Origin of the sequence: Coprococcus sp. AF102-57 (assembly GCF_027686195.1) — a bacterium.
GTDB lineage: Bacteria > Bacillota > Clostridia > Lachnospirales > Lachnospiraceae > Allocoprococcus > Allocoprococcus comes.
In genome coordinates, this window is sequence record NZ_JAQCSY010000008.1 from 109,887 (window position 1) to 136,216 (window position 26,330).

Below are 26,330 nucleotides of genomic sequence, written 5' to 3' on the forward strand. Positions count from 1 at the left end.
AGTAAGGGAATATGATAAAATATTCAGATATCAGCATATGCTGAAAAGTACAAAAAGGAAAATTAAATCATGTTATACGAAGAAGCAAGGGTATATTTGGATCATGTATCGAAATACGGAAGTGTACTTGGCTTAGATAGTATAAAGGGCTTATTGGGTGAGCTTGGAAATCCGCAGAAAGATTTGAAATTTATACATATAGCCGGGACTAATGGAAAAGGATCGATTCTCGCCGGACTCTCCGGTATCCTGCAGCAGGCTGGATACCGGACCGGAAGATACTGTTCTCCGACCGTGATGGGATATATGGAACGATTTCAGGTTGATGGCCAATGGATGGCGGAGGACGAGCTCGCCCCTTTTGTATCTCAGGTGAAAGAGGCAGCAGAAAAAGTAGAAGAAAAAACGGATCTCACCGTAACTGTTTTCGAGATAGAAACAGCGATCGCATTTCTCTATTTCAGAGAAAAACAGTGTGATTATGTCGTTCTGGAAGCCGGAATGGGTGGGCTTCTTGATGCGACAAATGTAATAGATACAACTGTTTTGAGTATTTTTGCATCGATCAGTATGGATCATATCGGAGTGTTGGGAAACACATTAGAAGAGATAGCAGAAAATAAAGCCGGAATTATAAAACCATCATGTCTGGCAGTTGTCACGTCGCCACAGCAGATGTCTGTGACCGATATCCTCCAGAAAAAGGCCGGAGAGTGCGGATGCCGGCTTGTGGTGTCGCATCCGGAAAAGGCTGTGATTTCTGAAGAAACGATGGATGGACAGATTTTTTCTTATGGAGAATATAAAGACATCCGTCTTCGCCTGGCTGGCAGATATCAGATTGACAATGCAGTGACAGTATTGGAATCTGTGGATGCGTTAAGAAGGAGCGGTGTTCCGATTCCGGAAGAAGCTGTAAGAAAGGGATTGGCGGGAGTGACATGGCCTGGACGGTTTCAGGTACTTGAAAAAGAACCGACCGTGATCGCCGACGGAGCGCATAACAGGGATGCCGCAAGAAGACTTGCGGAAAATGTGAGAACCTATCTGACGGACAGAAAGATTGTCGGTGTGATGGGGGTTTTTAAAGATAAAGAATATGAACAAATCGCAGAGATCATGGCTCCGTATCTTTCAAAGGTGTATACGATCGATCTTCCAAATGGGGAGAGAAATCTGGGAAAAGAGAGATTATGTGAAGTATTAAAGGCCAAGAACGTACAGTCAGAACCGGCAGAGAACATTGCAGATGCGCTTGAAAAAGCAAAAGCAGAATGTGGGAAAGAAGATGTTGTTCTGGTGTTTGGTTCCTTATCTTATCTGGGAGAAGTGATAAGACTTGAACGGGAAACAAACGTGTTTGAAAGAAAAAAGGAAGAGAGAACATTATGGTAGATCATAAAAAAGTAGAACAGGCAATCCGCCTTTTACTGGAAGGAATCGGTGAAGATCCGGATAGGGAAGGACTGGCTGAGACACCGGACCGGATTGCAAGAATGTATGAAGAAATCTGTGGCGGAATGAATGAGGATGCAGCGGAACACCTGAAAAAGACATTTACAGCAGAAAACAATGAGATGGTTGTGGAAAAAGATATTACGTTTTATTCCATGTGTGAACATCATATGCTGCCATTTTACGGAAAGGTTCATATTGCCTATATTCCGGATGGAAAGGTAGTGGGACTTAGCAAGCTTGCACGGACTGTGGAAGTGTTTGCCAGAAGACTTCAGCTGCAGGAGCAGATGACAGCACAGATCGCGGATGCCCTGATGGAGAATCTTCATCCAAAGGGAGTAATGGTACTTGCTGAGGCAGAGCATATGTGTATGACCATGCGTGGAATCAAGAAGCCGGGAAGCAAGACGGTCAGTGTTGTTACAAGAGGTGCATTTGAAGAAAATGAAAAGCTGCAGAACATGTTTTTCCGTATGATAGGTTAGTGCGATGGAAATAAAACGAAAACTGGAAGAGCAGAGGAGGATGCAGAGAATCTGGAAAATATATGAGCATCCTCTTTTTATAGAAGGACTGGTAAAGAATAAAGATGCAGAAAAGGAAAGAATATTCTGCCATCATGATATGAACCATTTTCTGGACGTGGCACGTCTGATGTATATTTTTTCGATGGAGCGTGGATATGCCTTTGGAAAAGAAGAGATTTATGCGACGGCATTACTTCATGATATTGGGAAATGGCAGCAGTATAAGGCGGGAGTTCCTCATGAGATAGCGAGTGCTGAAATTGCAAAAAGGATTCTGGAAGAGACTGGATTTACAAAGGAGGAGTCGGACAGGATTCTTTTTGCAATTTTAAGTCACCGGGGCAATGCAGAAGAGACAGAAAATGCAGGGCAGGATAAGTGGCAGCTTGCAGAAATCCTTTATGATGCAGATAAGATTTCCCGTGCGTGTTATACGTGTCCGGCTGAGAAGGACTGTAACTGGAGCGGAGAAAAGAAGAATCAGAAAATCATCTGGTAGAAAACGAGGAAACAAAATGAAAATTGGGAATAAAGAATTTGACACAGCAAAGCATACTTATATTATGGGAATCCTGAATGTAACACCGGATTCTTTTTCGGACGGGGGAAAGTGGAACGGTTATGATGCGGCAATGCGTCATGCAGAAGAGCTTTTAGAAGGCGGAACCGATATCCTGGATATCGGAGGAGAGTCCACAAGACCAGGACACCAGCAGATTACGTCAGAAGAAGAAATTACAAGAACTGCGCCGGTTATCGAGGCTGTCAAAAAGAATTTTGATGTGCCGGTTTCGATTGATACTTATAAGAGTGATGTGGCAGAGGCAGCACTTCAGGCAGGGGCAGATCTGGTAAATGATATCTGGGGATTCCAGTACGATGAAAAGATGGCAGGTCTTGTGAAAAAATATGATGCGGCATGCTGTCTGATGCATAATAAAAATGAGGCGGTGTACAAGAATTTCCTGAAGGATATGTATGCAGAATTGCAGAAGTGTGTAGATACAGCGAAAGCGGCTGGGATTGAAGATGACCGGATCATGCTGGATCCGGGGGTTGGATTTGGAAAGACCTACGAGATGAACCTGGATGTGATGAAGCATCTGGATCTTTTTAACGGACTTGGATATCCGATGCTTCTTGGAACTTCCAGAAAATCCATGATCGGCCTGACACTGGATCTGCCGGTATCAGAAAGAGAAGAAGGAACTCTTGTCACAACCGTGATGGCAGTACAGAGTCATTATGGATTTGTGCGCGTTCATGATGCTGAGAAAAACCGCAGAGCGATCAAGATGACAGAAGTGATTTTGGCAAGAGAGTAAGCAGGAGAAAAAGATGGATCAGATAAAAATTGAAAACCTGGAAATATTTGCAAATCATGGGGTGTATCCGGAAGAAAACAGACTGGGACAGAAGTTTCTGGTTTCCTGCATTTTATATGTGGATACACGCAAGGCGGGAAAAACAGATGACTTGGAAGCGTCTGTGAATTACGGAACCATTTCCCATCTGATAAAAGAAAAGATGGAAGAGAAGAATTACAGGCTGATCGAAGCAGTAGCAGAGCAGCTTGCAGAAGAGATCTTATTATTTGATGAGAAGATCCGGAAAGTCATGGTGGAAGTAAAGAAACCATGGGCACCGGTAGGACTGCCGCTTGAGACGGTTTCCGTGAAGATTGAACGTTGCTGGAATGAAGCGTTTATCGCACTCGGATCGAATATGGGTGACAAGAAAAAATACATTGAGAATGCGGTAGAAGAGCTGAAAAATGAAAAACTTTGCAGAGTCCTAAAGGTATCGAAACTGATCGGAACCGAGCCATATGGCGTGACGGATCAGGATGAATTCCTGAACGGGGCTCTGAAAATGGAAACACTGCTTACCCCGCATGAGCTTCTGGAGCTGTTACACCGAATTGAGCAGGAAGCCGGAAGAAAGCGGATCCGCAGATGGGGACCGAGAACACTGGATCTGGACATCATTTTCTATGGGGATCAGATCATTGAAGAGGATGATTTATGTATACCACATATCGATATGCAGAACAGGGAATTTGTGCTTGGACCAATGTGTGAGATCGCACCGCATAAACGGCATCCGGTTTTGAAGGAAACGATGACGGAAATGCTTGTAAAGTTAAAGGGTAATAATTGACTTCTTATCGGGAGAGGATTATACTAAAAATATTGTGGGGAATCCCAACTGAATTGAAGAGAGGTATAGAAATGGAAGAAAAAAAGAATCTCTGGAGCTCTTATGATGAAGCTGCCAAAAAAGAACTTCATGAAATCAATGAAAAGTACAAAGCCTGCCTGGATGCCGGAAAGACAGAGCGTGAATGCGTAAAGCTTGCGGTTGAGATGGCGAAAGAAGCAGGATATCAGGATATCAAAGATGTTCTGAAAGAAGGAAAGAGCCTGAAAGCAGGAGATAAAGTATATGCGGTATGCATGGAAAAAATGCTTGCCATGTTCCGTATGGGCGAAGAACCGCTTTCAAACGGTATGAATATCCTTGGAGCTCATATCGATTCACCACGTATTGATGTGAAACAGAATCCATTATATGAAAGTGAAGGAATGGCTTATCTGGATACACATTACTATGGTGGAATCAAAAAATACCAGTGGGTAACAGGACCGATGGCACTTCATGGTGTTGTTGCGAAAAAAGATGGAAGCGTAGAAGAGATCAGCATTGGGGAAAAAGAGTCTGATCCGGTATTTGTTATTACAGACCTTCTTGTTCATCTTGCAGCAAACCAGATGTCAAAGAAAGCAAGTGAAGTGATTGAAGGAGAAAAGCTGGATCTTCTGATTGGAAACAGTCCGCTTGATAAAGCGGAGGGACTTGATGAAGAAGAAAAAGAAACGATCAAGGCTAACGTACTTCATATTTTAAAAGAGAACTATGGAATCGAAGAAGAGGATTTTGCATCGGCTGAGCTGGAAATTGTTCCGGCCGGAAAGGCAAGAGACTGTGGATTTGACCGCAGCATGATCCTTTCTTATGGACAGGATGACAGAGTCTGCGCATTTACTTCTCTGTTCGCTATGCTGGATGTGGAAAATGCAAAGCGTACAGGATGCTGTCTGTTAGTAGATAAAGAAGAGATCGGAAGCGTCGGAGCAACTGGAATGCATTCTCGTTTCTTTGAAAATACAGTAGCAGAGCTTGTTGCACTTACAGAAGGTGAATCTGAACTGAAGGTACGTCGTGCACTTGCTAATTCAAGAATGCTTTCTTCTGACGTAAGCGCTGCTTATGATCCGATGTTTGCAGAAGCATTTGAAAAGAGAAGTGCCGCATTCTTTACAAAGGGACTTGCATTCAACAAGTTTACAGGAAGCCGCGGAAAGAGCGGATCCAATGATGCAAATGCAGAATATCTTGCAAGACTGCGCAAGGTGATGGACGATGCAGGCGTTACTTACCAGTTTGCAGAACTTGGTAAAGTTGATGTAGGCGGCGGCGGAACCATCGCATATATTATGGCAAATTATGGTATGGAAGTGATTGACAGCGGTGTTGCTGTACTTTCTATGCATGCACCTTATGAAGTCAGCAGCAAAGCTGATGTGTATGAAGCAGTAAAGGGATACAGAGCATTCCTTCTGAATATGTAAGAGATGAAAAGAACTCAGGCAAAACAATGGATACAGTCCGGTTTTGCCTGAGTTTTTTCTGATAATAACAAAATTTGTAACTGTTCAGAGCCAAGCAAAATTTCATAACACAGGTGTCAAATGCTTGCATTTGTCAGACTGTTTTTGAAATTTTATTTGGCGGATACGCCACACCGACGAAATGCGTAGCATTTTGGAGGTTGACTCTGAACAGTTACCAAAATTTTTAGTATATAAAAGAAATTTAATTACGGAGATTTTTTTTATAGAAGAAATCACTTGAAGAAATTGAACTCTTCGATAAATTCACTTTTTTTGTACGAAAAAAAGTGCATAAGGGTTGACTATCACAGTTAAAACATTTACAATATTAGTGCGGTAAAATCCGTTTTTTAAGGGCGATATAAGATATGAAAAGAGCAGACAGTTACCAGTCTGACTGTGATTTTCAAGTTTTATATATATCAATTACCAATAACGAGGAGGAATTGTAAAATGGCAACAAAATGGGTTTACATGTTTACAGAAGGTAATGCCGATATGAGAAACCTGCTTGGTGGAAAAGGCGCTAACCTTGCTGAAATGACAAACTTAGGTCTTCCAGTGCCACAGGGCTTCACAATCACAACAGAAGCTTGTACTCAGTATTATGAGGACGGAAGACAGATCAATGAAGAAATCATGGCTCAGATCATGGAAGCTATTACAAAGATGGAAGGAATCACAGGAAAGAAATTCGGTGATAAAGAGAATCCACTTCTTGTTTCCGTTCGTTCTGGTGCAAGAGCATCTATGCCTGGTATGATGGATACAATCCTGAACCTTGGTCTTAACGAAGACGTTGTCAATGTACTTGCTGAAAAATCAGGCAACCCACGTTGGGCTTGGGACTGCTACAGAAGATTTATTCAGATGTACTCTGACGTAGTTATGGAAGTAGGTAAAAAATACTTCGAAGAACTGATCGACAAGATGAAAACTGAAAGAGGCGTTAAACAGGACGTTGAACTTACAGCAGAAGATCTTCACGAATTAGCTAACCAGTTCAAGGCAGAATATAAAGAAAAAATCGGTGCTGAATTCCCGACAGATCCAAAGGAACAGTTAATGGGAGCTATCAAAGCCGTATTCCGTTCATGGGACAACCCGAGAGCAAATGTATACCGTCGTGACAACGATATCCCGTATTCATGGGGAACTGCTGTTAACGTACAGATGATGGCATTTGGTAACATGGGTGATGACTGTGGTACAGGTGTTGCATTTACACGTGACCCAGCTACAGGAAATAACGGACTGTTCGGAGAATTCCTTACAAATGCTCAGGGAGAAGACGTAGTTGCAGGTGTTCGTACACCAATGCACATTTCAGAAATGGAACAGAAATTCCCGGAAGCATTCAAACAGTTCAAAGAAGTATGCAAGACTCTGGAAACACATTACAGAGATATGCAGGATATGGAGTTTACTGTAGAACATGGTAAACTGTACATGCTTCAGACACGTAATGGTAAGAGAACAGCTCAGGCTGCTCTTAAGATTGCTTGCGATCTCGTTGATGAAGGAATGAGAACCGAAGAAGAAGCAGTTGCTATGATCGATCCTCGTAACCTTGATACACTGCTTCATCCACAGTTCGATGCAGCTGCACTGAAAGCTGCTGTACCGATGGCTAAAGCACTTGGAGCATCTCCAGGAGCTGCTTGTGGTAAGATTGTCTTCACAGCTGATGATGCTGTAGAATGGGCTGCAAGAGGAGAAAAAGTTGTTCTTGTACGTCTTGAAACATCACCGGAAGATATCACAGGTATGAAGTCTGCTCAGGGTATCCTGACAGTTCGTGGTGGTATGACATCACACGCAGCCGTTGTTGCACGTGGTATGGGAACATGCTGTGTATCTGGTTGTGGTGACATCAACATGGATGAAGAAAACAAGAAATTCACACTTGGTGGAAAAGAATACCATGAAGGAGATGCAATCTCTCTTGATGGATCTACAGGTAACATTTATGACGGAATCATCCCGACTGTAGACGCTACAATCGCAGGTGAATTCGGAAGAATCATGGGATGGGCTGACAAGTACAGAACTATGAAAGTTCGTACAAATGCTGATACACCAGCTGATGCTAAGAAAGCCCGCGAACTTGGTGCTGAAGGTATCGGACTTTGCCGTACAGAGCATATGTTCTTCGAAGGCAACAGAATTGATGCATTCCGTGAAATGATCTGCTCTGAAACAGTAGAAGAAAGAGAAGCTGCACTTGCTAAGATCCTTCCGGAACAGCAGGGAGACTTCGAAAAACTTTATGAAGCACTGGAAGGAAATCCGGTTACTATCCGTTTCCTTGATCCACCGCTTCATGAATTCGTTCCAACAGAAGAAGAAGATATCAAGAAACTTGCTGATGCACAGGGCAAATCTGTTGACCAGATCAAAGCAATCATCAGCTCTCTGCACGAATTCAACCCAATGATGGGACATCGTGGATGCCGTCTTGCTGTAACTTATCCGGAAATCGCTAAGATGCAGACAAGCGCAGTTATCCGTGCTGCTATCAATGTTAAGAAAGCTCATCCGGATTGGAATGTTAAACCGGAAATCATGATCCCGCTGGTTGGCGATATCAAAGAGCTTAAATATGTTAAGAAGTTTGTAGTAGAAACAGCTGACGCTGAAATCGCTGCTGCAGGAAGCGACCTTGAGTACGAAGTTGGTACAATGATCGAAATTCCTAGAGCTGCTCTTACAGCTGATGACATCGCAAAAGAAGCTGACTTCTTCTGCTTCGGTACAAACGACCTTACACAGATGACATACGGATTCTCACGTGATGATGCTGGTAAGTTCCTTGACGCTTACTATGACGCTAAGATCTTCGAGAACGATCCATTTGCTAAACTTGACCAGACAGGTGTTGGTAAACTTATGAAGATGGCTATCGAACTCGGAAAACCGGTTAATCCGAAACTTCACGTTGGTATCTGTGGAGAACATGGTGGAGATCCAAGCTCTGTAGAATTCTGCAACAGCATTGGTCTTGATTATGTATCTTGCTCACCATTCCGTGTACCGATCGCTCGTCTGGCTGCTGCACAGGCTGCAATCGCTCAGAAGAATGCAAAATAAGCATATTGCGTATAGCAAGAAATAAATAATAAGAGGGCGTGTGAAAAAAACTTTCGTTTTTTCACACGCTCTCTTATTTTATCTAGTTATAGATTAGAAATATTAAATTATGATTAAAATGAAAATTTTACTGTTCTTTTCAGAATATATATGATACACTGAATTCACCAAATCAAAAAATCTTTTATCAAATCATTTTTGCAAAGAGTAAATTGATTGCAAATTATTACAAGCTAAAACAAATCAAGACAGTCTAATTAAATAGGTTGATTATAATTCCAAAAAACGAAAATAAATCAAGAAGTTTCCAGAAATGGATTGATTGCATACCGGAAAAATGAAAATAAATCAAGAAGATGATGGAAATAAATTGATTGTATTCTCAAAAACTCAAAGAAAATCAAGAAGATTACAGAAATGAGTTGATTGTAATTGACAAAACTCGAAATAAATCAAGAAGATTATAGGAATAAGTTGATTATAATTTTCAAAATTCGAAATAAATCAAGAAAATTCTCGAAATGAATTGATTAGGATTTGAAAAATGGAAAAGCAAAGGAGAAATGTTTATATATATGTATGAATTAGAAAACATGCTTCTTCAGATGCAGGAACATTTGGAGAAAGTTGTTACGCAAGCTAAAGCTGATTTGAATACAACAGTACCAGAAGGACACCTCAGAATTTCAATAGATAAAAATAAGCCGCGCTATTATCAATGTATAGATGATAACAAAGGAGTCTACATTCCAAGAGATAATAAAGAATTGCCAAAGCGCCTGGCGCAAAAAGGTTATAATAAGGCAGTGGTAAAAAAGGGAGAAGCAAGGCTTAAACAAATAAAGAGAATAACAAAAAATTATTCGGATGATGAGATTGAAAAAATTTATACGTCTATGAATAAAGCAAGACAATTACTGGTAACACCGATAGAACCAACATGGGATCAGCTGCTTACAAAATGGTATGAAGAAGAATATCATGGGAAAGAGTTTAAGGAGGGAACACCATTAATTCTTACTGAGAAGGGAGAACGTGTCAGATCAAAGTCAGAGAAGATATTAGCAGATTATTTTTATAGAAAGAATATTCTTTACAAATATGAAAAGCCACTTCATCTGAAAGGGTATGGTACCGTGTATCCGGATTTTACATTTTTGTCAAGAAAGACTTACCGGGAAATATATTGGGAACATGAAGGAATGATGGATAAACAGGATTATGCAAGAGCAGCAGTGCGTAAAATTGAATCCTATCAAATAAATCATATATATCCTGGGGAGCGGTTGATCATAACTTTCGAAACAGAACAAAATATATTAAATTCAAAGATAATAGAGAATCTGATAGAAAAATATTTGTTATGAAGCTGAGGAGGATGATATAATTAACATGTTGGATTAAAGATATTTTGTGGAAAGTAGATGGATAAAGAAGAACTAGGAGAAATGATTATGGCGTTTTTTTATCTTATTAGACATGGAGAACCAGATTATGGTAATATGTTAGAAAAAGGATTTTATGGATTTGGACGTTCTTTTGCACCGCTTTCAGAAACAGGGTTTAAGCAAGCTGAAAAAACTGCAAAAGACAAGCGTTTAAAAACAGCAGAATTAATTGTATCATCGCCCTATACTAGAGCTTTACAAACGGCAGCAATTATTTCAAGAGAAACAGGTTTGAAAATTAATGTTGAAATTGATTTGCATGAATGGCAAGTTGATAAAACAAATCAAATTACTACTTCAGAAGAAGTGATTGCTTTAACAAAAGAATTTAATGATAATAAAGGAACATATCCAAAGAATCAGCAATTAAGGTGGGAAACTTTGGATGAAATGAGAAATAGGATACAGAGAGTGGCCGATAAATATGCAAATTATAATAAGGTGATTTTAGTAGGACATGATATGGCTTTTAGAACACTTACTTATATAAAGAAAATAAGACCTGCAGAAATTGTAGAATTAGAGTATTTTAGTGGGCAGAGTAAGTGTGAGTATTTTTTCTCCTAAAATATTATAATGTGGCTTGAATATACGATGAGATGGGAAGTGGAAACGAAATGGAATTAGTAAACGGAAGACCAACAGATACACAGGGCAGAATGGACAAGGAGATCCGCGTATATGACGTCCTTGATTCGCTTGGAGTCGTATACCAGAGAATCGACCACGAAGCCGCAATGACAATGGAAGCATGCGAGGAAATTGACCGGATGCTGGAGGCGACGATCTGCAAGAATCTACTTTTATGCAATCGGCAGGAGACACGGTTTTATTTACTGATGCTTCCGGGAGATAAGGTGTTTAAAACAAAGGATCTGTCAGCGCAGATCGGTTCGTCCAGACTTTCTTTTGCAAAAGCGGAGTATATGGAACAATATCTGGACATCACGCCGGGATCTTTAAGTGTGCTTGGACTGATGAATGATAAGGACAGGATGGTACGGCTTCTGATCGATGAAGATGTGCTTACAGGAGAATATATCGGATGTCATCCATGCATCAATACATCGAGTCTCAGACTTCGGACAAAAGATCTGGTGGAGAAGATTATTCCGGCAATGGAACATGAGCCGACCATTGTGAAGCTGTAAATCCGCCAGAAAACGAAAAGGGTAGCAGAAACAGCAATATAGAAACAGAAAGATTTTTGACAGTGCAAATATAAAAACTGGATAATGAAAAATATTACAAAATCTATATAAAAAAGAAAATAAATTCATGCAAAATTCATATAAAAAAAGAAAGAAACACCTTGACGAAAAGAAAGATTTCTCTTAAAATATGAAAGGTTGTGCAAAAGAAGGACAACTGCCGTGCATAATCATCTGGACACAGACGGATATACGGCAGTTTTATTATGTGACATATTAGGATTGCGGGAATTGCTTAGCAATGGAGCAATCTGATTACACCAGTGAGGGGCAAAATTTACTTTTGACACTCATATCATAAGATGTCAGGGTCAAAAGGTATTTTGACCCCTTTGATACCAGATTGCTACGTGCTTTGCACTCTCGCAATCCTCAAAAACATTCGTAATCCGCTCATTTTTCTTTGAAAAATGGCTACTTACTCATGTTTTTGGCGGGTCAAGAGGTCAAAAATCCTTTTGCAAGCAAACTTGCATCGGCTTTCTGACCTTTTGACCCTGGTATCATCATTTTATCATGCAAATAAAAGGAGAGATATACGGATGAAGTATGATGTAATTATTATCGGTGCCGGACCAGGCGGAATTTTTGCTGCTTATGAGTTGATGAAAAAGAAACCAGACTGCAAGATCGCAGTATTTGAAGAAGGTTATCCGCTGGAAAAGAGAAAATGTCCGATTGATGGCGAAAAAGTAAAGAGCTGTATCAACTGCAAACGCTGCTCGATCATGTGCGGATTTGGCGGAGCCGGAGCATTTTCAGATGGAAAATACAATATCACCAATGATTTCGGCGGAACTTTATTTGAGTATATCGGTAAAAAACAGGCTGTTGAGCTGATGAAGTACGTCGATGAGATCAATATGGAAAATGGTGGAGAAGGGACAAAACTGTACTCCACAGCCGGAACAAAATTTAAAAAGCTTTGTCTTCAGAACAAGCTGAATCTTCTGGATGCATCTGTACGTCATCTGGGAACAGATATCAATTACGTCGTTCTTCAGAATCTTTATGATCAGATGAAGGATAAAATGGACTTCTTCTTTGATGCACCGGTTGAGACAATCGAGATCACTGATGGCGGATACCGCATTATATGTGAAAATGGCACTTATGAATGTAAGAAATGTGTGGTTTCTGTCGGACGAAGCGGAAGCAAATGGATGGAAAAAGTCTGCAAGGATCTTGCAATCCCGACCAAATCAAACCGTGTGGATATTGGTGTCCGTGTAGAGCTTCCGGCAGTGATCTTCGCACACCTGACAGATGAGCTTTACGAGAGCAAGATCGTATACCGTACAGAAAAATTCGAGGACAATGTGCGTACTTTCTGTATGAATCCGAACGGTATTGTGGTAAATGAAAATACCAACGGTATCATCACAGTAAACGGACACAGCTATGAAGGAAATGAAAAAAAGACGGACAACACCAACTTTGCCCTTCTGGTTGCAAAGCATTTCTCTGAGCCATTTAAGGACAGTAACGGATATGGTGAAAGTATCGCAAGACTTTCCAATATGCTAGGCGGTGGTGTGATCGTACAGCGTTTTGGTGATCTGGTACGTGGAAGAAGAAGTACAGAAAAGCGTATTGAAGAAGGTCTGGTAACACCAACCTTATCAGCAACGCCTGGTGATCTGAGTCTGGTTCTTCCAAAGCGAATCATGGATGGAATCATTGAGATGATCTATGCTCTGGATAAGGTAGCACCTGGTACAGCAAATGACGATACCCTTCTCTATGGTGTGGAAGTAAAATTCTACAATATGGAAGTAGAGATCGATAAGAATCTGGAAAGCTGCCATAAGGGACTGTATGTGATCGGTGACGGAAGTGGTGTTACACATTCTCTGTCCCATGCATCTGCAAGTGGTGTTTATGTTGCGAGACATATTATCAGCGAAGAAGAATAGTCTGCAAATAAAAAGTCGGACTGGGATGGAAAAGTAAAATAAAGAGAAAATTAAAAACCGTAAATCCGGAGATTTGCATTATTGTAAAGAGCAAATCCGGATTTACGGTTTTTGTTGTATCGAAAAAGTAGTAGAACTTTTTGATGCAGATATGCCTAGTTTTTTATGGTTGCCTGCCGGTAAGTCATATAGGCGATCACAGCAGTTGCAAATTCGGTAATTCCGAATGCGTACCAGATTCCGGAAGCCCCGAAGATCCGGCTTAAGATAAATGCGGCCGGAATAATGATGATCGTATATCTGCACAGTGAGATGAGCAGGGACGGTGTTCCCTTTCCAAGTCCTTCGAGTGCACCAGAGCTTGTGATGGACACGGAAGAAACTAAAAATCCGAGGCTGATAATCCGAAGTGCCATTCCTCCTGCCTGAATGGTTTCCGGATTAGAACTGAACAGTGCGATCAGTGAATCCGGGAAGAGCTGGCAGTAAACGGTACCAAAGAGCATGATCCCAAGACTCAGATAAAGGGTATCGGCAAACAGGCTGTGGACACGCTTTGTCTCACCGGCACCGTAGTTGTATCCAATCAGCGGACGCATTCCCTGGATGATTCCATTTGCCGGAAGATACAGGAAGGTCTGAAGCTTGTAATAGATTCCGAGCACCACCACGTAAACCTGGGAGTAGGCGGAGAGAATCCCATTTAGTGCGGTGATAAGCAGGGATGGAAGTGCCATATTCAAAGTGGCAGGGATTCCAACCGCGTAAAGCCGTCCGGCCATGGCACGGTCTAAGTGGCAGCTTTTATGAATTTTCACCGGAAGCGGTTTGGTAAAATAAAAGGCAAGGTACAGTACCAGTGTGACAACCTGACCAAGACCGGTTGCAAGTGCAGCTCCTTCAATTCCCATTTTCGGAAACGGTCCGATTCCGAAAATCAGAAGTGGATCCAGTACGATATTGAAAATACATCCGCTCATCATGCAGATCATGGACACGCGCATCCGTCCGACTGCCTGGAAAATTTTTTCCCAGGTAATTTCAAGAGAGATTACAATGGAAAATCCAAATGCGATCCGGGAGTAGGCATTTCCCATCTGAATAACGGTCATGTCTTTTGTAAAAATCTGTAAAAATAGCGGCATTACGGCAATTGTGACTACGGTAAGAACAATACCGTGGATGACAGAGAGAAAAAGTCCCTGTGTGGCAGCTGCATCTGCTTTTTTCTGATCCTGGGCGCCAAGGAAAAAGGAGATGGCGGCATTGATTCCGATTCCAAAGCCGACACCGACTGAGGTGATAAAATTTTGGATCGGGTAGACTAAAGACAGAGCAGTCATTGCTTCTTCACTGATCCGTGCAACGAAATAGCTGTCAACAATATTATAAAGAGAGTTGACCATCATTGAAATCACCATTGGCAGAGCCATGGAAATCAGAAGTGGCAGAATCGGTTTTTCTTTCATGTAAGTCTGGTTCATAAACATTCCTCCTGATAAATGTAAAGCATAAGGTACAAAATCTGTAAAAAAGGGCAGAAGTCCGATATATAAAAAGCCACATAACTGTCGCTGTATGCAACAAGTTATGTGGCGAAAAGTAGATATCTATTTTGATATCCAGAAAAATCCACAAAGATTTTGGTATAAAATTACACAGATAGTTATTTTAAAAATTTTCCTTCCATTTGTCAATATCTTTTTTTAAAAATAACAATTAAAATATTGACAAAAAAGTAAGCCTAAACTAACATAAGTGTATGAAATATAACATTACTATGATATGAGTAACTAAAGGAAGGAGTAGAGGAATGTTTTTAGAGATTAAGGGGATCAAAAAGTCGTTTGGAACAGGCGACAGCCGGGTAAATGTTCTGAAAGGATTTGATCTGGAAATTGAAAGAGGAGAGTTTTGTGTGCTTCTGGGACCATCTGGTTCCGGAAAATCGACTCTTCTGAATATTATAGGCGGTATTGACGGGGCAGATGAAGGAAGTATTACGATTGATGGAGAACAGCTGGAGGATATGACAGAGAAGAAGCTGTCCCTGTACCGGAGAAAGCATCTGGGTTATATATTCCAGATGTACAATTTGATTCCAAACCTGACACTTAGAGAAAATATTGAAATCGGTGCTTATTTAAGTAATCGTCCGCTGGATGTGGATGAGCTGATGCAAACGCTGGGTATTTATGAACATCAGAACAAGCTGCCGAACCAGCTTTCCGGAGGACAGCAGCAGAGAACCGCGATTGGACGTGCAATTGTCAAAAATCCGGACATCCTGCTCTGTGATGAGCCAACCGGTGCGCTGGATTATAAGACATCCAAGGAAATCCTGAAGCTGATCGAAACAGTCAATCAGAAATATGGGAATACCATTATTATGGTTACCCATAACGATGCAATCAAGGATATGGCAGACCGGGTGGTAAAACTTCGTGATGGAATGATCCGCAAAAATTACTGTAATGAGCATAAACTTTCTGCAAGTGAGCTGGAATGGTAAGGAGGACGCGTGTTATGAAGAGTCCGTTGAGAAAACGGCTTCCGAGAGAACTGAAGGGAGAAATTGGAAAATACCTGGTGGTTCTGATCCTTATGATTGCAACGATTGGGTTTGTATCCGGCTTTCTGGTTGCTGACGGAAGCATGATAAAAGCATATAATGAAGGCTTTGAGAAATACAAGATTGAAGATGGAAATTTCCGGGTAAAGAAAAAAATTACCAAAGCACAACAGGAAAACATCGAGAAAAATGGTGTGACACTGTATGAAAACTTTTATCTGGAAGAGGCACTGGATAATGGAAGTACCATGCGTATTTTCAAAAACAGGAAAGAGATCAACCTGGTGTGCCTGATGGAAGGAAAGCTTCCTGAAAAAGCAGGAGAAATGGCAATTGACCGTATGTATGCGGACAATAATAAGATTTCTGTCGGAGATACACTGAAAAGTGGTTCACAAAAGTGGAAAGTCACAGGATTTGTGGCACTGTCTGACTATAGCTGCCTGTTCCAGAACAATAATGACAGCATGTTTGATGCAATCAAATTCGGGGTATCGGTTGTAACACCGGAAGAGTTTGAATCTCTGAATCAGGATAAGATTCAGTACAGTTATTCCTGGGTGTATGACAAAGCACCGGAAAATGAAAAACAGGAAAAAAAGATGTCGGAAGATCTGATGGAAGCACTGGGGGAAGAAGTCACTCTGGAGTCTTTTGTGCCACAGTATCTGAACCAGGCAATTACATTTACCGGTGATGATATGGGGAGTGACCGTGCAATGATCACAATGCTCCTCTATATGATCATTGTGATCATTGCGTTTGTATTTGGAATCACGATCAGCAATACGATCCGGAAAGAAGCAGGTGTGATCGGAACTCTGCGGGCTTCCGGGTATACAAGAAAAGAACTGATCGGACATTACATGGCACTTCCGGTGATCGTTACGCTGATCGGTGCGGTGATCGGAAATATTCTGGGTTATACAGCACTGAAAAATGTATGTGCTGGGATGTATTATGGAAGCTATAGTCTGCCGACCTATGTGACGGTGTGGAATGCAGATGCTTTTTGGATGACAACGGTGGTTCCGGTGCTGATCATGCTGGTAGTCAACTATGGAATCCTCCGTTACAAGCTGAGGCTTTCACCGCTGAAATTCCTGAGAAGAGATCTTTCTGGAAGCAGGCGGAAAAGAGCAGTCCGGCTAAGTCCGAAGCTTGGAATCTTCCATCGGTTCCGACTGCGTGTGATCTTCCAGAATATGAGCAATTACATCGTACTTTTTATTGGAATCATATTTGCGAATCTGCTTTTGTTCTTTGGACTTTTGCTGCCGTCAGTTCTTTCGCACTATCAGCAGGATATCCAGAGCAATATGCTTGCAAAATACCAGTATATGCTGGAGGTTCCGGTAAGTGCGATGAGCGGAAACAAACTGGACAGTATGCTGGAACTTTTACAGTTCTCTTATGGAACAAAGACGGAAAATGAAGATGCGGAAGCGTTCAGCGCTTACTCATTGGAAACATTGCCAAGCAAATATAAGACAGATGAAGTGATCCTGTACGGAATCAAACCGGACAGTAAATATATCGATGCAGATCTGGAGGACGGTGACGGTGTCTATATTTCCAGTGCCTATGCAGAGAAGTTTCTGTTGAAGCCGGGCGACTCGATCACGTTGAAAGAAAAATATGAACAGACAAAGTATACATTCAAGGTTAAAGGAATCTACAAATACAACGGCGGAATCTGTGTCTTTATGCCACAGAAGCAGTTAAATGATACCTTTGATCTGGGAAACGATTATTTCAGTGGATATTTTTCCGATTCGAAGATCAAGGATATTGACGGGAAATACATCGGTTCGGTGCTTGATCTGGAAGCACTGACAAAGATTTCGAGACAGCTGGATGTATCTATGGGAAATATGATGGGGATGGTCAACACTTTTGCAATCGGAATTTATATGGTCGTAATCTATCTGTTGTCCAAGATCATTATTGAGAAAAATGCACAGGCTATTTCCATGACGAAGATCCTGGGATATACCAATGGAGAGATCAGCAGGCTTTATATCTGGTCGACGACGATCGTGGTGATCATCTGTCTGCTTCTCAGCCTGCCGATTGAGAAAGCAGTTATGAATGTGCTGTTCCGGGAAATGATGCTGACTAGTATTTCCGGCTGGATCGCGCTTTGGATCGATCCAAAGATCTATGTGGAAATGTTCCTGATCGGGATCGGAACCTATGCAGTTGTGGCAATGTTAGAATATCGAAGGATTAAACATGTGCCGATGGATGAGGCACTGAAAAATGTAGAGTAAGGGAGTAAAAGAAGAGAATTAAGGTACGGATCAGGGCAGACTAAGCTGCCCTGTAGATTGCCGGGACAATTTCGCGGAGGAGAGCAAGAAGCGCCTGAAACTGTGCGTGATGATAAATATTTTTCCGATAGACAGCGCAGATGTCCCTGGTGTCATGAAAGTGATCCGGGGTAAAGAAATGAATGTCCGGAAAGGAAGTAGTCCGTGCATAAATTTCAGGAAGAAAGGCAATCCCCATCCCTCGTCTTGCAAGAGAAAAGGCAGTATTACTGCTGGTGCAGATGCAGCGGATATTTGGATGGAAAGCAGCAGTATCGCAGATCTTCCGGCTGATTTTTCCGAGATCGTGATCTTCTGAAAGCAGAATAAAAGGAACTGCAGATAACGCAGGCAAATGAATTTGAGGAGTGGCAGAGATGCCCTCCTCTTTTGGTGATGGATTGGAAAAAGGACACAGAGAGTCAGGGATTGCCAGGACAAATCTTTCCTTTACCAGAAGCTCACTCTCAAAATTGATAGTATCCGGGCTGGAAATATCGAGAATCAGATCCAGCTTGTCTTCTTCCAGCATCTGCCGCAGGATGTAGGTCGGCTGCTCAATGATCTGGATATCACAGTTCTCATACATGGAATAAAAGCGTTCCAGAACCGGTGCCAGAAGCCGTTCACTTCGGTGGGGACTGAGACCCAGCCGGATCAGTGTCCGGGAACCGGAAACGATATCACCAAGCTTCCATTCCAACTGGGTATGAGAGTGGAGGGTAGAAACTGCCCATTCATAGAAAAGGGCGCCCGCATAGGTAAGCTTCATTTCGCCACGGTTCCGCTCAAAAAGAGGGGTTCCGGTTTCTTTTTCCAGAGCCTGAATGCTTAAGGAAAGGGAAGGCTGGGAAATATAAAGCTTCTGCGCCGCTTTGGTGATACTTTTTTCTTCGGCAATGGTGATGACATATTGCAGCTGATTCCAGTTCATAAAAAATCCTCCATAGGTTTAAACTATATTTTTAATAATAAAACATATATTTTACTAATGTCAATAGAGATGATAAAGTAAAGAAACAGGAGGAAGAAGAGATGGGTAAAGAGAGAATCAAAAATGGACTGATGCTGTTTGCATTTTTCTTTAAGATAGGATGTTTTACATTTGGAGGCGGATGGAGTATTCTGGCGCAGATGGAGCAGGAGTTTGTAGATAAACGGAAGCTGATCACAAAAGAGGAACTGCTGGATATGGTTGCGGTTGGAAAGTCAGTTCCCGGAATTATGATCACCAATATCAGTATGCTGTTTGGCTATTATGTAGGTGGCTGGTTTGGAGGTGTCTGTGCAGTGCTCGGAATGACCTGTCCGGCGGTTCTGATCCTGTCGTTTGTTACTGCATTTTATAAGGTGCTGAAAAGTAATGTCTGGTGCCATGCGGCACTTCGCGGAATCCGCTGTGCGGTAGTTCCGATTATGGGAAGTGCCGCACTTTCACTGGGGAAAGAAGCGTTCCGCAGAAAATCAGCAATCCCGATCTGTGCGTTAGCACTGGTGCTCTGTGTATTTACGGATATCAGTAATGTGGTGATGATCGTAGCGGGAGTGATACTGGTGCTTTCTATAAGAGCAGTGAAAAAGACAAGAGGAGGACAGACGGCATGATCTATCTCAGACTTTTTACAGCGTTTATGAAAATTGGATTTACCAGCTTTGGAGGCATGTCAATGATTCCTGTCATCATGCAGGAGATGAAGATCAATCAGTGGATGACGGCAGAAGATCTGACTAACCTGATCGCTATCGCAGAGATGACACCGGGACCGCTTGGGATTAACTGTGCGACTTTTGCCGGGATGCAGACAGCGGGCGTTCTGGGGGGAATTGCGGCAGTCATGGGTGTACTGATGCCAGCTTATACACTGACACTCGGTGTGGCAGTGTGCTTCGCAAAGTTCCGTGGCAATGATATTATGAGCAGTATGTTAAATGTGATCAAGCCGATCTGCATCGCAATGATCCTTGCGGTGATTCTGAATTTGATGCAGGAAAATTATTTTCCAAATGCAAGGGTTGACTGGTTTGGATGTGGGATCGGGGCAGTGATGTTTTATCTGATATTAAAACGGAACTGGTCTGTACCGAAGGTGATCACTCTTGCGGCGGTGCTTGGAATGGTGGGGTATGGTGTGCTTGGAATGGCATAGATCCATGGACAAAACAAGAGAGTTATTCTTTTACATTCTTGAAGAGTTGTAAGAAGATAACTCTCTTTTTTGATGCGATTTTACATAACTATAATCATGAAAAAGAAAAAATGATAGAAGAAAGAAAATTTAACCTAAACTTAACATAGATTTGATTGGAATTGCATAGACCACAGATAAAATGGAAAATGAGCTGAAAGGGAAGACATCATTGTAAAAAGAAAGTTTAAAAGAGATTAACAAACACAGGGTAAATTGAGAGAGGAATTAACATGAACGAGAAAATTCAGATCATTTTCGGACTGCTTGGCGGTCTGGCAGTTTTTATCTATGGAATGAATATGATGAGTGAATGTCTGCAAAAGGCGGCGGGCGATAAGATGAAAAGCATTCTTGCACTTCTGACGAAGAATCCGCTTTTGGGAGTGCTTGCCGGTGCGCTCACAACCGCGGTACTCCAGAGCAGCAGTGCGACAACAGTTATGGCGATCGGTTTTGTAAGTGCGGGACTGATGAACCTGCCACAGGCAATTTCCATCATTTTTGGTGCAAATATTGGTACAACCATGACAGCACAGATTATTGCGTTTAAGATCAGTGACTATATTTATGTGATTATTTTTATAGGATTTCTGATTTCATTTGTAACAAAATCAGAAAAAGTAAAAAGTATCGGCCAGACGATTTTTGCCTTTGGTCTTCTGTTCCTTGGAATTGAGACAATGGGAGATGTCATGAAGCCATTGGCATCCAGTCCGGTATTCACAGACCTGATCGGACGGGTTGCACATATTCCGGTACTTGGTGTGGCAGTTGGTACACTTATGACGCTGGTTGTACAGAGCAGTAGTGCGACCATTGCGGTACTGCAGAACTTTGCTTCCCAGCCGGGAGCGGACGGGGTTACGAGTATACTAGGGCTTGCAGGAGCAATCCCGATTCTTTTAGGTGATAATATCGGTACAACGATCACAGCACTCCTTGCCAGTATCGGACAGTCAAAAGATGCAAAGAGAACCGCTGTGGCGCATTGTATTTTTAATATTTCCGGCTGCTTTTTGTTTATCTGGTTCGTAAAACCATTTGCGGCACTGATCCAGAACATTTCGCCGAAAGGTCCGGAGATTGAAGTGATTTCCAGACAGATTGCAAATGCACATACTGTATTTAACATCACAATGACACTGATCTGGGTATGCCTGATTAAACTGATGGTGAAGATTGTCATGACACTGATCCCGGATGGCAAAAAAGGTGTTGAAGATCCAGGCAGCCCGATTTATCTGGATGAAAATATCATCAGTCAGCCGGCAGCAGCGTTGCAGCTTGTGGCAAAAGAGATTTTCCGTATGAGTGACCAGGTAGGAGATATTCTGAAGAAAACGATTGAGCTTGTGAAAAATGAAGAAGTGAAATCCATTGACGGTCTGAAAGAAAACGGAGAACAGGTTGAACGCCTTGGAAAGTGTATTACCGAATATCTTGCAGCTTTGTTTTCTTCGGGTTCATTGACCGAGCAGCAGGCAGCGCAGACGGCGAGCCTCATGTGTGTACTCAGCGATGTGGAACGTATGGGAACCTTAAGTGTGGAAATGGCAGAATGTATGCTGGAAAGATCAGACCGGAAGTATAAATATACACCGGAAGCGATGGATGAGCTGCAGAAGAGTCTGAAGGTACTGAATAAGATGTTCTGTGATTCTCTGAAGGCACTGCAGGGAGATGATGGTATCGAACCAGGCAAGATGATGAAGCGAAAGGATAAGCTTCTGGATCTGGATATCAAGATGCGGAAAGCGCATATTGAGCGTGTCAATAAAGGAAAATGTAAGGCAAGCCTTACTGCTCCGTTTACCAATATCCTGCATCTGATCGACCGTATGGGAAACAGTTGTATCAACCTTGCGGATGTCGCGGAAAGCGGAACAAGCATGAAATACTTTATGCTGGAAGAAAAATAAGAAGATGGAAAAATCCACGGACTTTAGAAGATTCAAAGTCCGTGGATTTTTTTAATCATGATAAACGATTTTTCCACCACAGATCGTATATTTCACTTTGCCATACAAAGGAGTTCCGGTAAATGGTGAGTTGGATGAAAGGGATGCATACTCGGTTGGAGTCCAACATTCGTTTTCGTCGAAGATCACAAGGTCAGCTGCCTTTCCTTCGGCGAGCTGTCCATATGGAAGGTGGTAAAGCTTTGCCGGATTGATGGTCATCTTTTCCAGAAGCTGAATAAGAGATAAATGTCCCGGTCTTACAAGGCTTGTGATGCCAAGGGCAAGGGAAGTCTCCAGACCGATGATTCCGCTTGGGGCTTCGGTGATTGGTTTTGCTTTTTCTTCTTTGCTGTGCGGTGCATGGTCGGTGGCAATCAAGTCGATGGTTCCATCTGCCAGTCCCTGAATAATCGCCTGACGGTCCTTTTCGGTACGGAGCGGCGGATTCATTTTCGCAAGTGTTCCATGCTCAAGGACTGCGTCTTCCGTCAGTGTAAAATGATGCGGTGTGGCTTCGGCGTGAAGTTTTGCACCCATTTTCTTATAAGTACGAACCAGATCGACAGAGATACCGGAGCTGATATGCTGGATCACAACATCGGCACCGGATTTCAGTGCCAGCATGCAGTCTCTTGCAACCAGAGATTCTTCTGCAATGGAAGGAGAACCGTAGATGCCAAGCGCATCGGATACCTTTCCGTGGCTGATTCCGTTGTTGCGGATGAAAGAAGGATCTTCTTCGTGAAGGCTGACCGGTACGTTAAGCTTTGCCGCCTTTTCCATTGCGTGGAAGCAGAATTCTGCGTTTAGAAGCGGGATCCCGTCATCGGTAAATCCACATGCGCCTGCTTCTTTTAAGGCGTCCATATCGGTTTCTTCCTGCCCTTTCAGGTTGCAGGAAATCGAAGCAGCCTGGAAGATACGGATCTTTTCTTCGGAAGCACGCGAAAGGTTGTCTTTGAGAACCGGAACAGAGTCCACAGTCGGGGAAGTATTTGCCATGCAGATCACGGAAGTAAAACCGCCTTTTGCAGAGGCAAGTGCGCCGGTGTGGATGGTTTCTTTATAAGTAAATCCCGGATCACGGAAATGAACGTGGGTGTCAATCAGTCCCGGTGCAACCACAAGTCCGGCTGCGTCAAGGACTTCCTCTCCTTCTTTTGTAATCAGGGATGCCATTTCTTTGATGATGCCATTTTCAATCAGAAGATCCATTTTTTCGGAAAGTCCGGAAGCAGGATCGATGACAAGTCCGTTTTTGATAATCATAGTAGTTAAGCCTCCTTGCAGGATATTAGTCTGCTTCTAGTATACGGGATGGGAAAAAGGTTTGTCAATGCGACAGGAGAAGTTGAGAAAATAAGACTGGCTACAGAATCCAAAAGAGATTTCAGTTTTGATGTATCCGATCTGGTATGTATCAAAATTGAAATCTTTTTTCTTTTATGCATGTCTCATATTCTTTTCAAGAGCAACTCTCTTCTTCCCAGTTGCACGGTAGAATTCCACGTGTTTTCCAAGAAAACTCTGGATGGCGGAAACGGTTTTTCCAGTCAGGAATGCACAGAAGACAGTGCCGATTCCGATGCCGTAGAATCCGTGGAGGATTGCAAGGGAAAGAACCACAGTAGTCGTCAGACAGGTGAGATCGAAGGTTGTCTTAACGATTTTATAGTTCTTTTTTACAATACCGGACAGATCGCGAGGGAAGATATCCGTCGGGATGATTGGAAGCATACAGTTGTTGGCAAGGCAGATACCGAAGCACATCAGTAAGAATCCTGCCAGGAAATAAATCGTGTGAAGAGGCAGGGAGTTCGGCAGAGCCTGGATCCATGCGTTGTGTACGTCGATCATTTTTCCAAATCCGATCCCGACTACGAAAGAGAAAAGGTAGCCGGGGCAGAATGAACGCTTGAGGATCATCAGTGTAATGACAAGCAGTGTCTGGAAAATATAATTCCATGTTCCGAAACTGAACACCGGGAAGGCGATGTTAAATACAAGCGGCACTGAGGAGATCGTTGAGATCCCGAATTCGCTTTTTGACATCAGATCCACGCCGAGTGAATTGATCAGCAGGACGATGAGCAGAGCGACTTCTCCGGCCAGATGAAATTTTTTCTTATTCATAGGTACAAATCCTTCTTTCCTGATAGATAATAATTTACAATAATTTTATATTTAAGCTGTTTCTCATTATAATGAAGAAAACCGATAAAAACAAATGATTATTTTGAATGTACTAATTCTAAAATAGAATGGAATATGTTAAAATAATGGAAAGTAAAGAGTTGATTTTGAAAAATAAGATGACTGCGAAAGATAACAGAGGGAATATATGAATATCGAATATTTAAAATATTTTTCAGAGCTGGCAAAAATCCAGCATTATGGAAAGGCGGCAAAGGCACTGAATATTTCACAGCCGGGGCTCAGCCACGCAATCAAATCGTTAGAAGAAGAGTATGGAGTCCCGCTTTTTCAGAAGGAAGGGCGGAATGTGAGTCTCAGCCGCTACGGCAAAGAACTGATGAAGGATGTGGATGAAATCCTGGGAGCATATCTTCGTCTGGAAGAGCGGGCGGCAGGACTTCGGACGGAAGAGAAAACGGTGCGGATCGGCAGTGTGTATCCTCTGGCACCGGGGACGATCCCACATATGCTGAAAGAGTTTGGGGCGACATTTCCATTTATCATCTACAATCGGATGACACCGGAGATTGCAGAAGGACTTTTGGATGGAAAATATGATATCGGCTTTTGCTCGGATCTTTTGAAATCGGATGAGATCGAATATTATCCGATTCGGGATTCATATATCGCAGTAGTGGTTCCGAAGGGACATCCGCTTGAAAATAGAGAACGGATCAGTCTGAAAGAGACAGCCGGATACCCACAGATCATGTTTTCCAAGACCAGCGGTTTCCGTACTCTGCAGGAGCAGATTTTTGCAGAAGAAGGAATTAAGGTAAAGCCGGTATGTGCTGCGGAAGAGATTGAAGTTATCACAGGACTTGTGGAGAATGGGTTCGGGATTTCTGTATTGCCGTATATGGATATCGTGCGGCTGCACAATGTGGTGACGATTCCGGTGAAGACTTCAGGGTGGAATTCCAAATTCTACATTGCGAGAAGAAAGTATGGAATCCGCTCAGAGCAGGAGGAGGCATTTTTTCAGTATTGGAAAAAAGAACATCATTAAAATTCATTAAGAATCCTTGCATTTACAGAGAAAAAAAGTCTATAATCTGTTTTATGAAATATCGTTGCGAAAATCAAATGGGAGGTTACACAGGATGATAGAACAGATTGTAGAGTATAATAAGAAATTCGTGGAAAATAAAGGTTATGAGCCGTACCTGACCAGCAAGTACCCGAACAAGAAGCTTGCCGTGCTGACCTGTATGGATACCCGTCTGACAGAGCTTCTTCCGGCAGCGCTGGGACTGAAAAACGGAGATGCGAAGATTATCAAGAATGCAGGTGGAGTCATTACACATCCATACGGAAGTGTGGTCAGAAGCCTTCTGGTTGCTATCCTGGAGCTTGGTGTGGAGCAGGTTATGGTCATCGGACATACTGACTGCGGTGTACAGGGAATGGATGGAAGTGAGCTGTTAGAAGAACTGGTAGAGCGCGGAATCGACAAAGAACATATTGATATCGTAAGACACAGTGGAATTGATCTGGAAAAATGGCTGGGTGGATTTGAATCTGTAGAGAAGTCGGTAGAAGAGACTGTGCATACACTGAAGACACATCCATTGATGCCGAAGGATATTGAAATCAAGGGATTCATTATGGATTCTGAGACCGGAGAACTTACGGAAGTGTAAGGAAAAGAAATAAAGAAAAAGAGAGATCCTCACAGCAAGGTGGTGCTGTGAGGAGTTTTATGGAGGAAAAGTAAGTCTTGCGCTTTTGAAATAAAAAAGTCTATAATCTGTTTAGTGAGATCACAGGAGGATG

General features: G+C 42.3%; 22 protein-coding genes. 18 read left to right on the plus strand and 4 right to left on the minus strand.

Going from position 1 to position 26,330, the window contains the following annotated elements; all coding sequences use genetic code 11:
* Positions 1-69 precede the first annotated feature (69 nt).
* The 11 genes from PGZ10_RS07285 to PGZ10_RS07335 all read left to right on the plus strand — a co-directional run bounded on the left by PGZ10_RS07285 (position 70) and on the right by PGZ10_RS07335 (position 13,324).
* Positions 70-1,395 carry a bifunctional folylpolyglutamate synthase/dihydrofolate synthase gene (locus PGZ10_RS07285; protein ID WP_270541006.1) on the plus strand — a complete coding sequence of 442 codons (1,326 nt, stop codon included), beginning with the start codon at positions 70-72 and terminating at the stop codon, positions 1,393-1,395.
* Positions 1,389-1,943: a GTP cyclohydrolase I FolE gene (folE, locus tag PGZ10_RS07290; protein ID WP_008372045.1), complete on the plus strand. Its 555-nt coding sequence runs from the start codon at positions 1,389-1,391 to the stop codon at positions 1,941-1,943. The genes PGZ10_RS07285 and folE overlap by 7 nt, the downstream gene beginning before the upstream one ends.
* Positions 1,944-1,947: 4 nt before the next feature.
* The gene (locus PGZ10_RS07295; RefSeq protein WP_227084685.1) at positions 1,948-2,484 is read left to right on the plus strand and encodes an HD domain-containing protein; all 537 of its coding nucleotides are present in this window, start codon (positions 1,948-1,950) and stop codon (positions 2,482-2,484) included.
* Positions 2,485-2,500: 16 nt separating this feature from the next.
* The gene (gene folP / locus PGZ10_RS07300) at positions 2,501-3,310 is read left to right on the plus strand and encodes a dihydropteroate synthase (protein WP_173699319.1); all 810 of its coding nucleotides are present in this window, start codon (positions 2,501-2,503) and stop codon (positions 3,308-3,310) included.
* 13 nt (positions 3,311-3,323) lie between these two features.
* Entirely contained in the window at positions 3,324-4,145 is an 822-nt protein-coding gene (gene folK / locus PGZ10_RS07305; protein ID WP_008372039.1) for a 2-amino-4-hydroxy-6-hydroxymethyldihydropteridine diphosphokinase, read from the plus strand.
* 71 nt (positions 4,146-4,216) lie between these two features.
* On the plus strand, positions 4,217-5,617 hold the full coding sequence (locus tag PGZ10_RS07310) for an aminopeptidase (protein ID WP_022220665.1): 1,401 nt from the start codon (positions 4,217-4,219) through the stop codon (positions 5,615-5,617).
* Between the two features lie 495 nt (positions 5,618-6,112).
* Positions 6,113-8,749, plus strand: a complete 2,637-nt coding sequence (gene ppdK, locus PGZ10_RS07315) for a pyruvate, phosphate dikinase (protein WP_117822757.1) — start codon at positions 6,113-6,115, stop codon at positions 8,747-8,749.
* Between the two features lie 575 nt (positions 8,750-9,324).
* Positions 9,325-10,116, plus strand: a complete 792-nt coding sequence (locus PGZ10_RS07320) for a hypothetical protein (protein WP_270541008.1) — start codon at positions 9,325-9,327, stop codon at positions 10,114-10,116.
* Positions 10,117-10,173: 57 nt separating this feature from the next.
* The gene (locus tag PGZ10_RS07325) at positions 10,174-10,764 is read left to right on the plus strand and encodes a histidine phosphatase family protein (RefSeq protein WP_173826070.1); all 591 of its coding nucleotides are present in this window, start codon (positions 10,174-10,176) and stop codon (positions 10,762-10,764) included.
* 50 nt (positions 10,765-10,814) lie between these two features.
* Positions 10,815-11,348, plus strand: coding sequence for a prolyl-tRNA synthetase associated domain-containing protein (locus tag PGZ10_RS07330; RefSeq protein ID WP_270246023.1), 534 nt, complete (start codon positions 10,815-10,817; stop codon positions 11,346-11,348).
* A 602-nt stretch (positions 11,349-11,950) separates the two neighbouring features.
* The gene (locus tag PGZ10_RS07335) at positions 11,951-13,324 is read left to right on the plus strand and encodes an NAD(P)/FAD-dependent oxidoreductase (RefSeq protein ID WP_117834464.1); all 1,374 of its coding nucleotides are present in this window, start codon (positions 11,951-11,953) and stop codon (positions 13,322-13,324) included.
* A gap of 155 nt (positions 13,325-13,479) precedes the next feature.
* Here PGZ10_RS07335 and PGZ10_RS07340 read toward each other — a convergent pair whose 3' ends face one another.
* Positions 13,480-14,808 carry an MATE family efflux transporter gene (locus tag PGZ10_RS07340; protein WP_270541009.1) on the minus strand — a complete coding sequence of 443 codons (1,329 nt, stop codon included), beginning with the start codon at positions 14,806-14,808 and terminating at the stop codon, positions 13,480-13,482.
* 329 nt (positions 14,809-15,137) lie between these two features.
* On the opposite strand from PGZ10_RS07340, the gene PGZ10_RS07345 reads away from it, so the two are divergent.
* Positions 15,138-15,836: an ABC transporter ATP-binding protein gene (locus tag PGZ10_RS07345; RefSeq protein WP_117822769.1), complete on the plus strand. Its 699-nt coding sequence runs from the start codon at positions 15,138-15,140 to the stop codon at positions 15,834-15,836.
* Between the two features lie 14 nt (positions 15,837-15,850).
* Positions 15,851-18,169 (plus strand): ABC transporter permease, encoded by a 2,319-nt coding sequence (locus tag PGZ10_RS07350; RefSeq protein ID WP_270541010.1) that lies wholly within the window; start codon positions 15,851-15,853, stop codon positions 18,167-18,169.
* Between the two features lie 40 nt (positions 18,170-18,209).
* Here the strand turns inward: PGZ10_RS07350 and PGZ10_RS07355 are convergent, their stop codons facing one another.
* Positions 18,210-19,142: a LysR family transcriptional regulator gene (locus tag PGZ10_RS07355; RefSeq protein WP_270541011.1), complete on the minus strand. Its 933-nt coding sequence runs from the start codon at positions 19,140-19,142 to the stop codon at positions 18,210-18,212.
* Between the two features lie 101 nt (positions 19,143-19,243).
* Between PGZ10_RS07355 and PGZ10_RS07360 the strand changes: the two genes are divergently transcribed.
* The 3 genes from PGZ10_RS07360 (at position 19,244) to PGZ10_RS07370 (ending at position 22,316) form a co-directional block, all read left to right on the plus strand.
* Positions 19,244-19,813 (plus strand): chromate transporter, encoded by a 570-nt coding sequence (locus tag PGZ10_RS07360; RefSeq protein WP_270541012.1) that lies wholly within the window; start codon positions 19,244-19,246, stop codon positions 19,811-19,813.
* On the plus strand, positions 19,810-20,355 hold the full coding sequence (locus PGZ10_RS07365) for a chromate transporter (RefSeq protein WP_270541014.1): 546 nt from the start codon (positions 19,810-19,812) through the stop codon (positions 20,353-20,355). The genes PGZ10_RS07360 and PGZ10_RS07365 overlap by 4 nt, the downstream gene beginning before the upstream one ends.
* Before the next feature lie 272 nt (positions 20,356-20,627).
* Positions 20,628-22,316, plus strand: a complete 1,689-nt coding sequence (locus PGZ10_RS07370) for a Na/Pi cotransporter family protein (protein WP_270541015.1) — start codon at positions 20,628-20,630, stop codon at positions 22,314-22,316.
* A gap of 51 nt (positions 22,317-22,367) precedes the next feature.
* Here the strand turns inward: PGZ10_RS07370 and PGZ10_RS07375 are convergent, their stop codons facing one another.
* Positions 22,368-23,627 carry a dihydroorotase gene (locus PGZ10_RS07375; protein ID WP_270541016.1) on the minus strand — a complete coding sequence of 420 codons (1,260 nt, stop codon included), beginning with the start codon at positions 23,625-23,627 and terminating at the stop codon, positions 22,368-22,370.
* Between the two features lie 174 nt (positions 23,628-23,801).
* Positions 23,802-24,491 carry a DUF6198 family protein gene (locus tag PGZ10_RS07380; protein ID WP_117555670.1) on the minus strand — a complete coding sequence of 230 codons (690 nt, stop codon included), beginning with the start codon at positions 24,489-24,491 and terminating at the stop codon, positions 23,802-23,804.
* Positions 24,492-24,699: 208 nt separating this feature from the next.
* On the opposite strand from PGZ10_RS07380, the gene PGZ10_RS07385 reads away from it, so the two are divergent.
* On the plus strand, positions 24,700-25,563 hold the full coding sequence (locus tag PGZ10_RS07385; RefSeq protein WP_270541017.1) for a LysR family transcriptional regulator: 864 nt from the start codon (positions 24,700-24,702) through the stop codon (positions 25,561-25,563).
* 94 nt (positions 25,564-25,657) lie between these two features.
* The gene (locus tag PGZ10_RS07390; RefSeq protein WP_173689121.1) at positions 25,658-26,197 is read left to right on the plus strand and encodes a beta-class carbonic anhydrase; all 540 of its coding nucleotides are present in this window, start codon (positions 25,658-25,660) and stop codon (positions 26,195-26,197) included.
* Positions 26,198-26,330 lie beyond the last annotated feature (133 nt).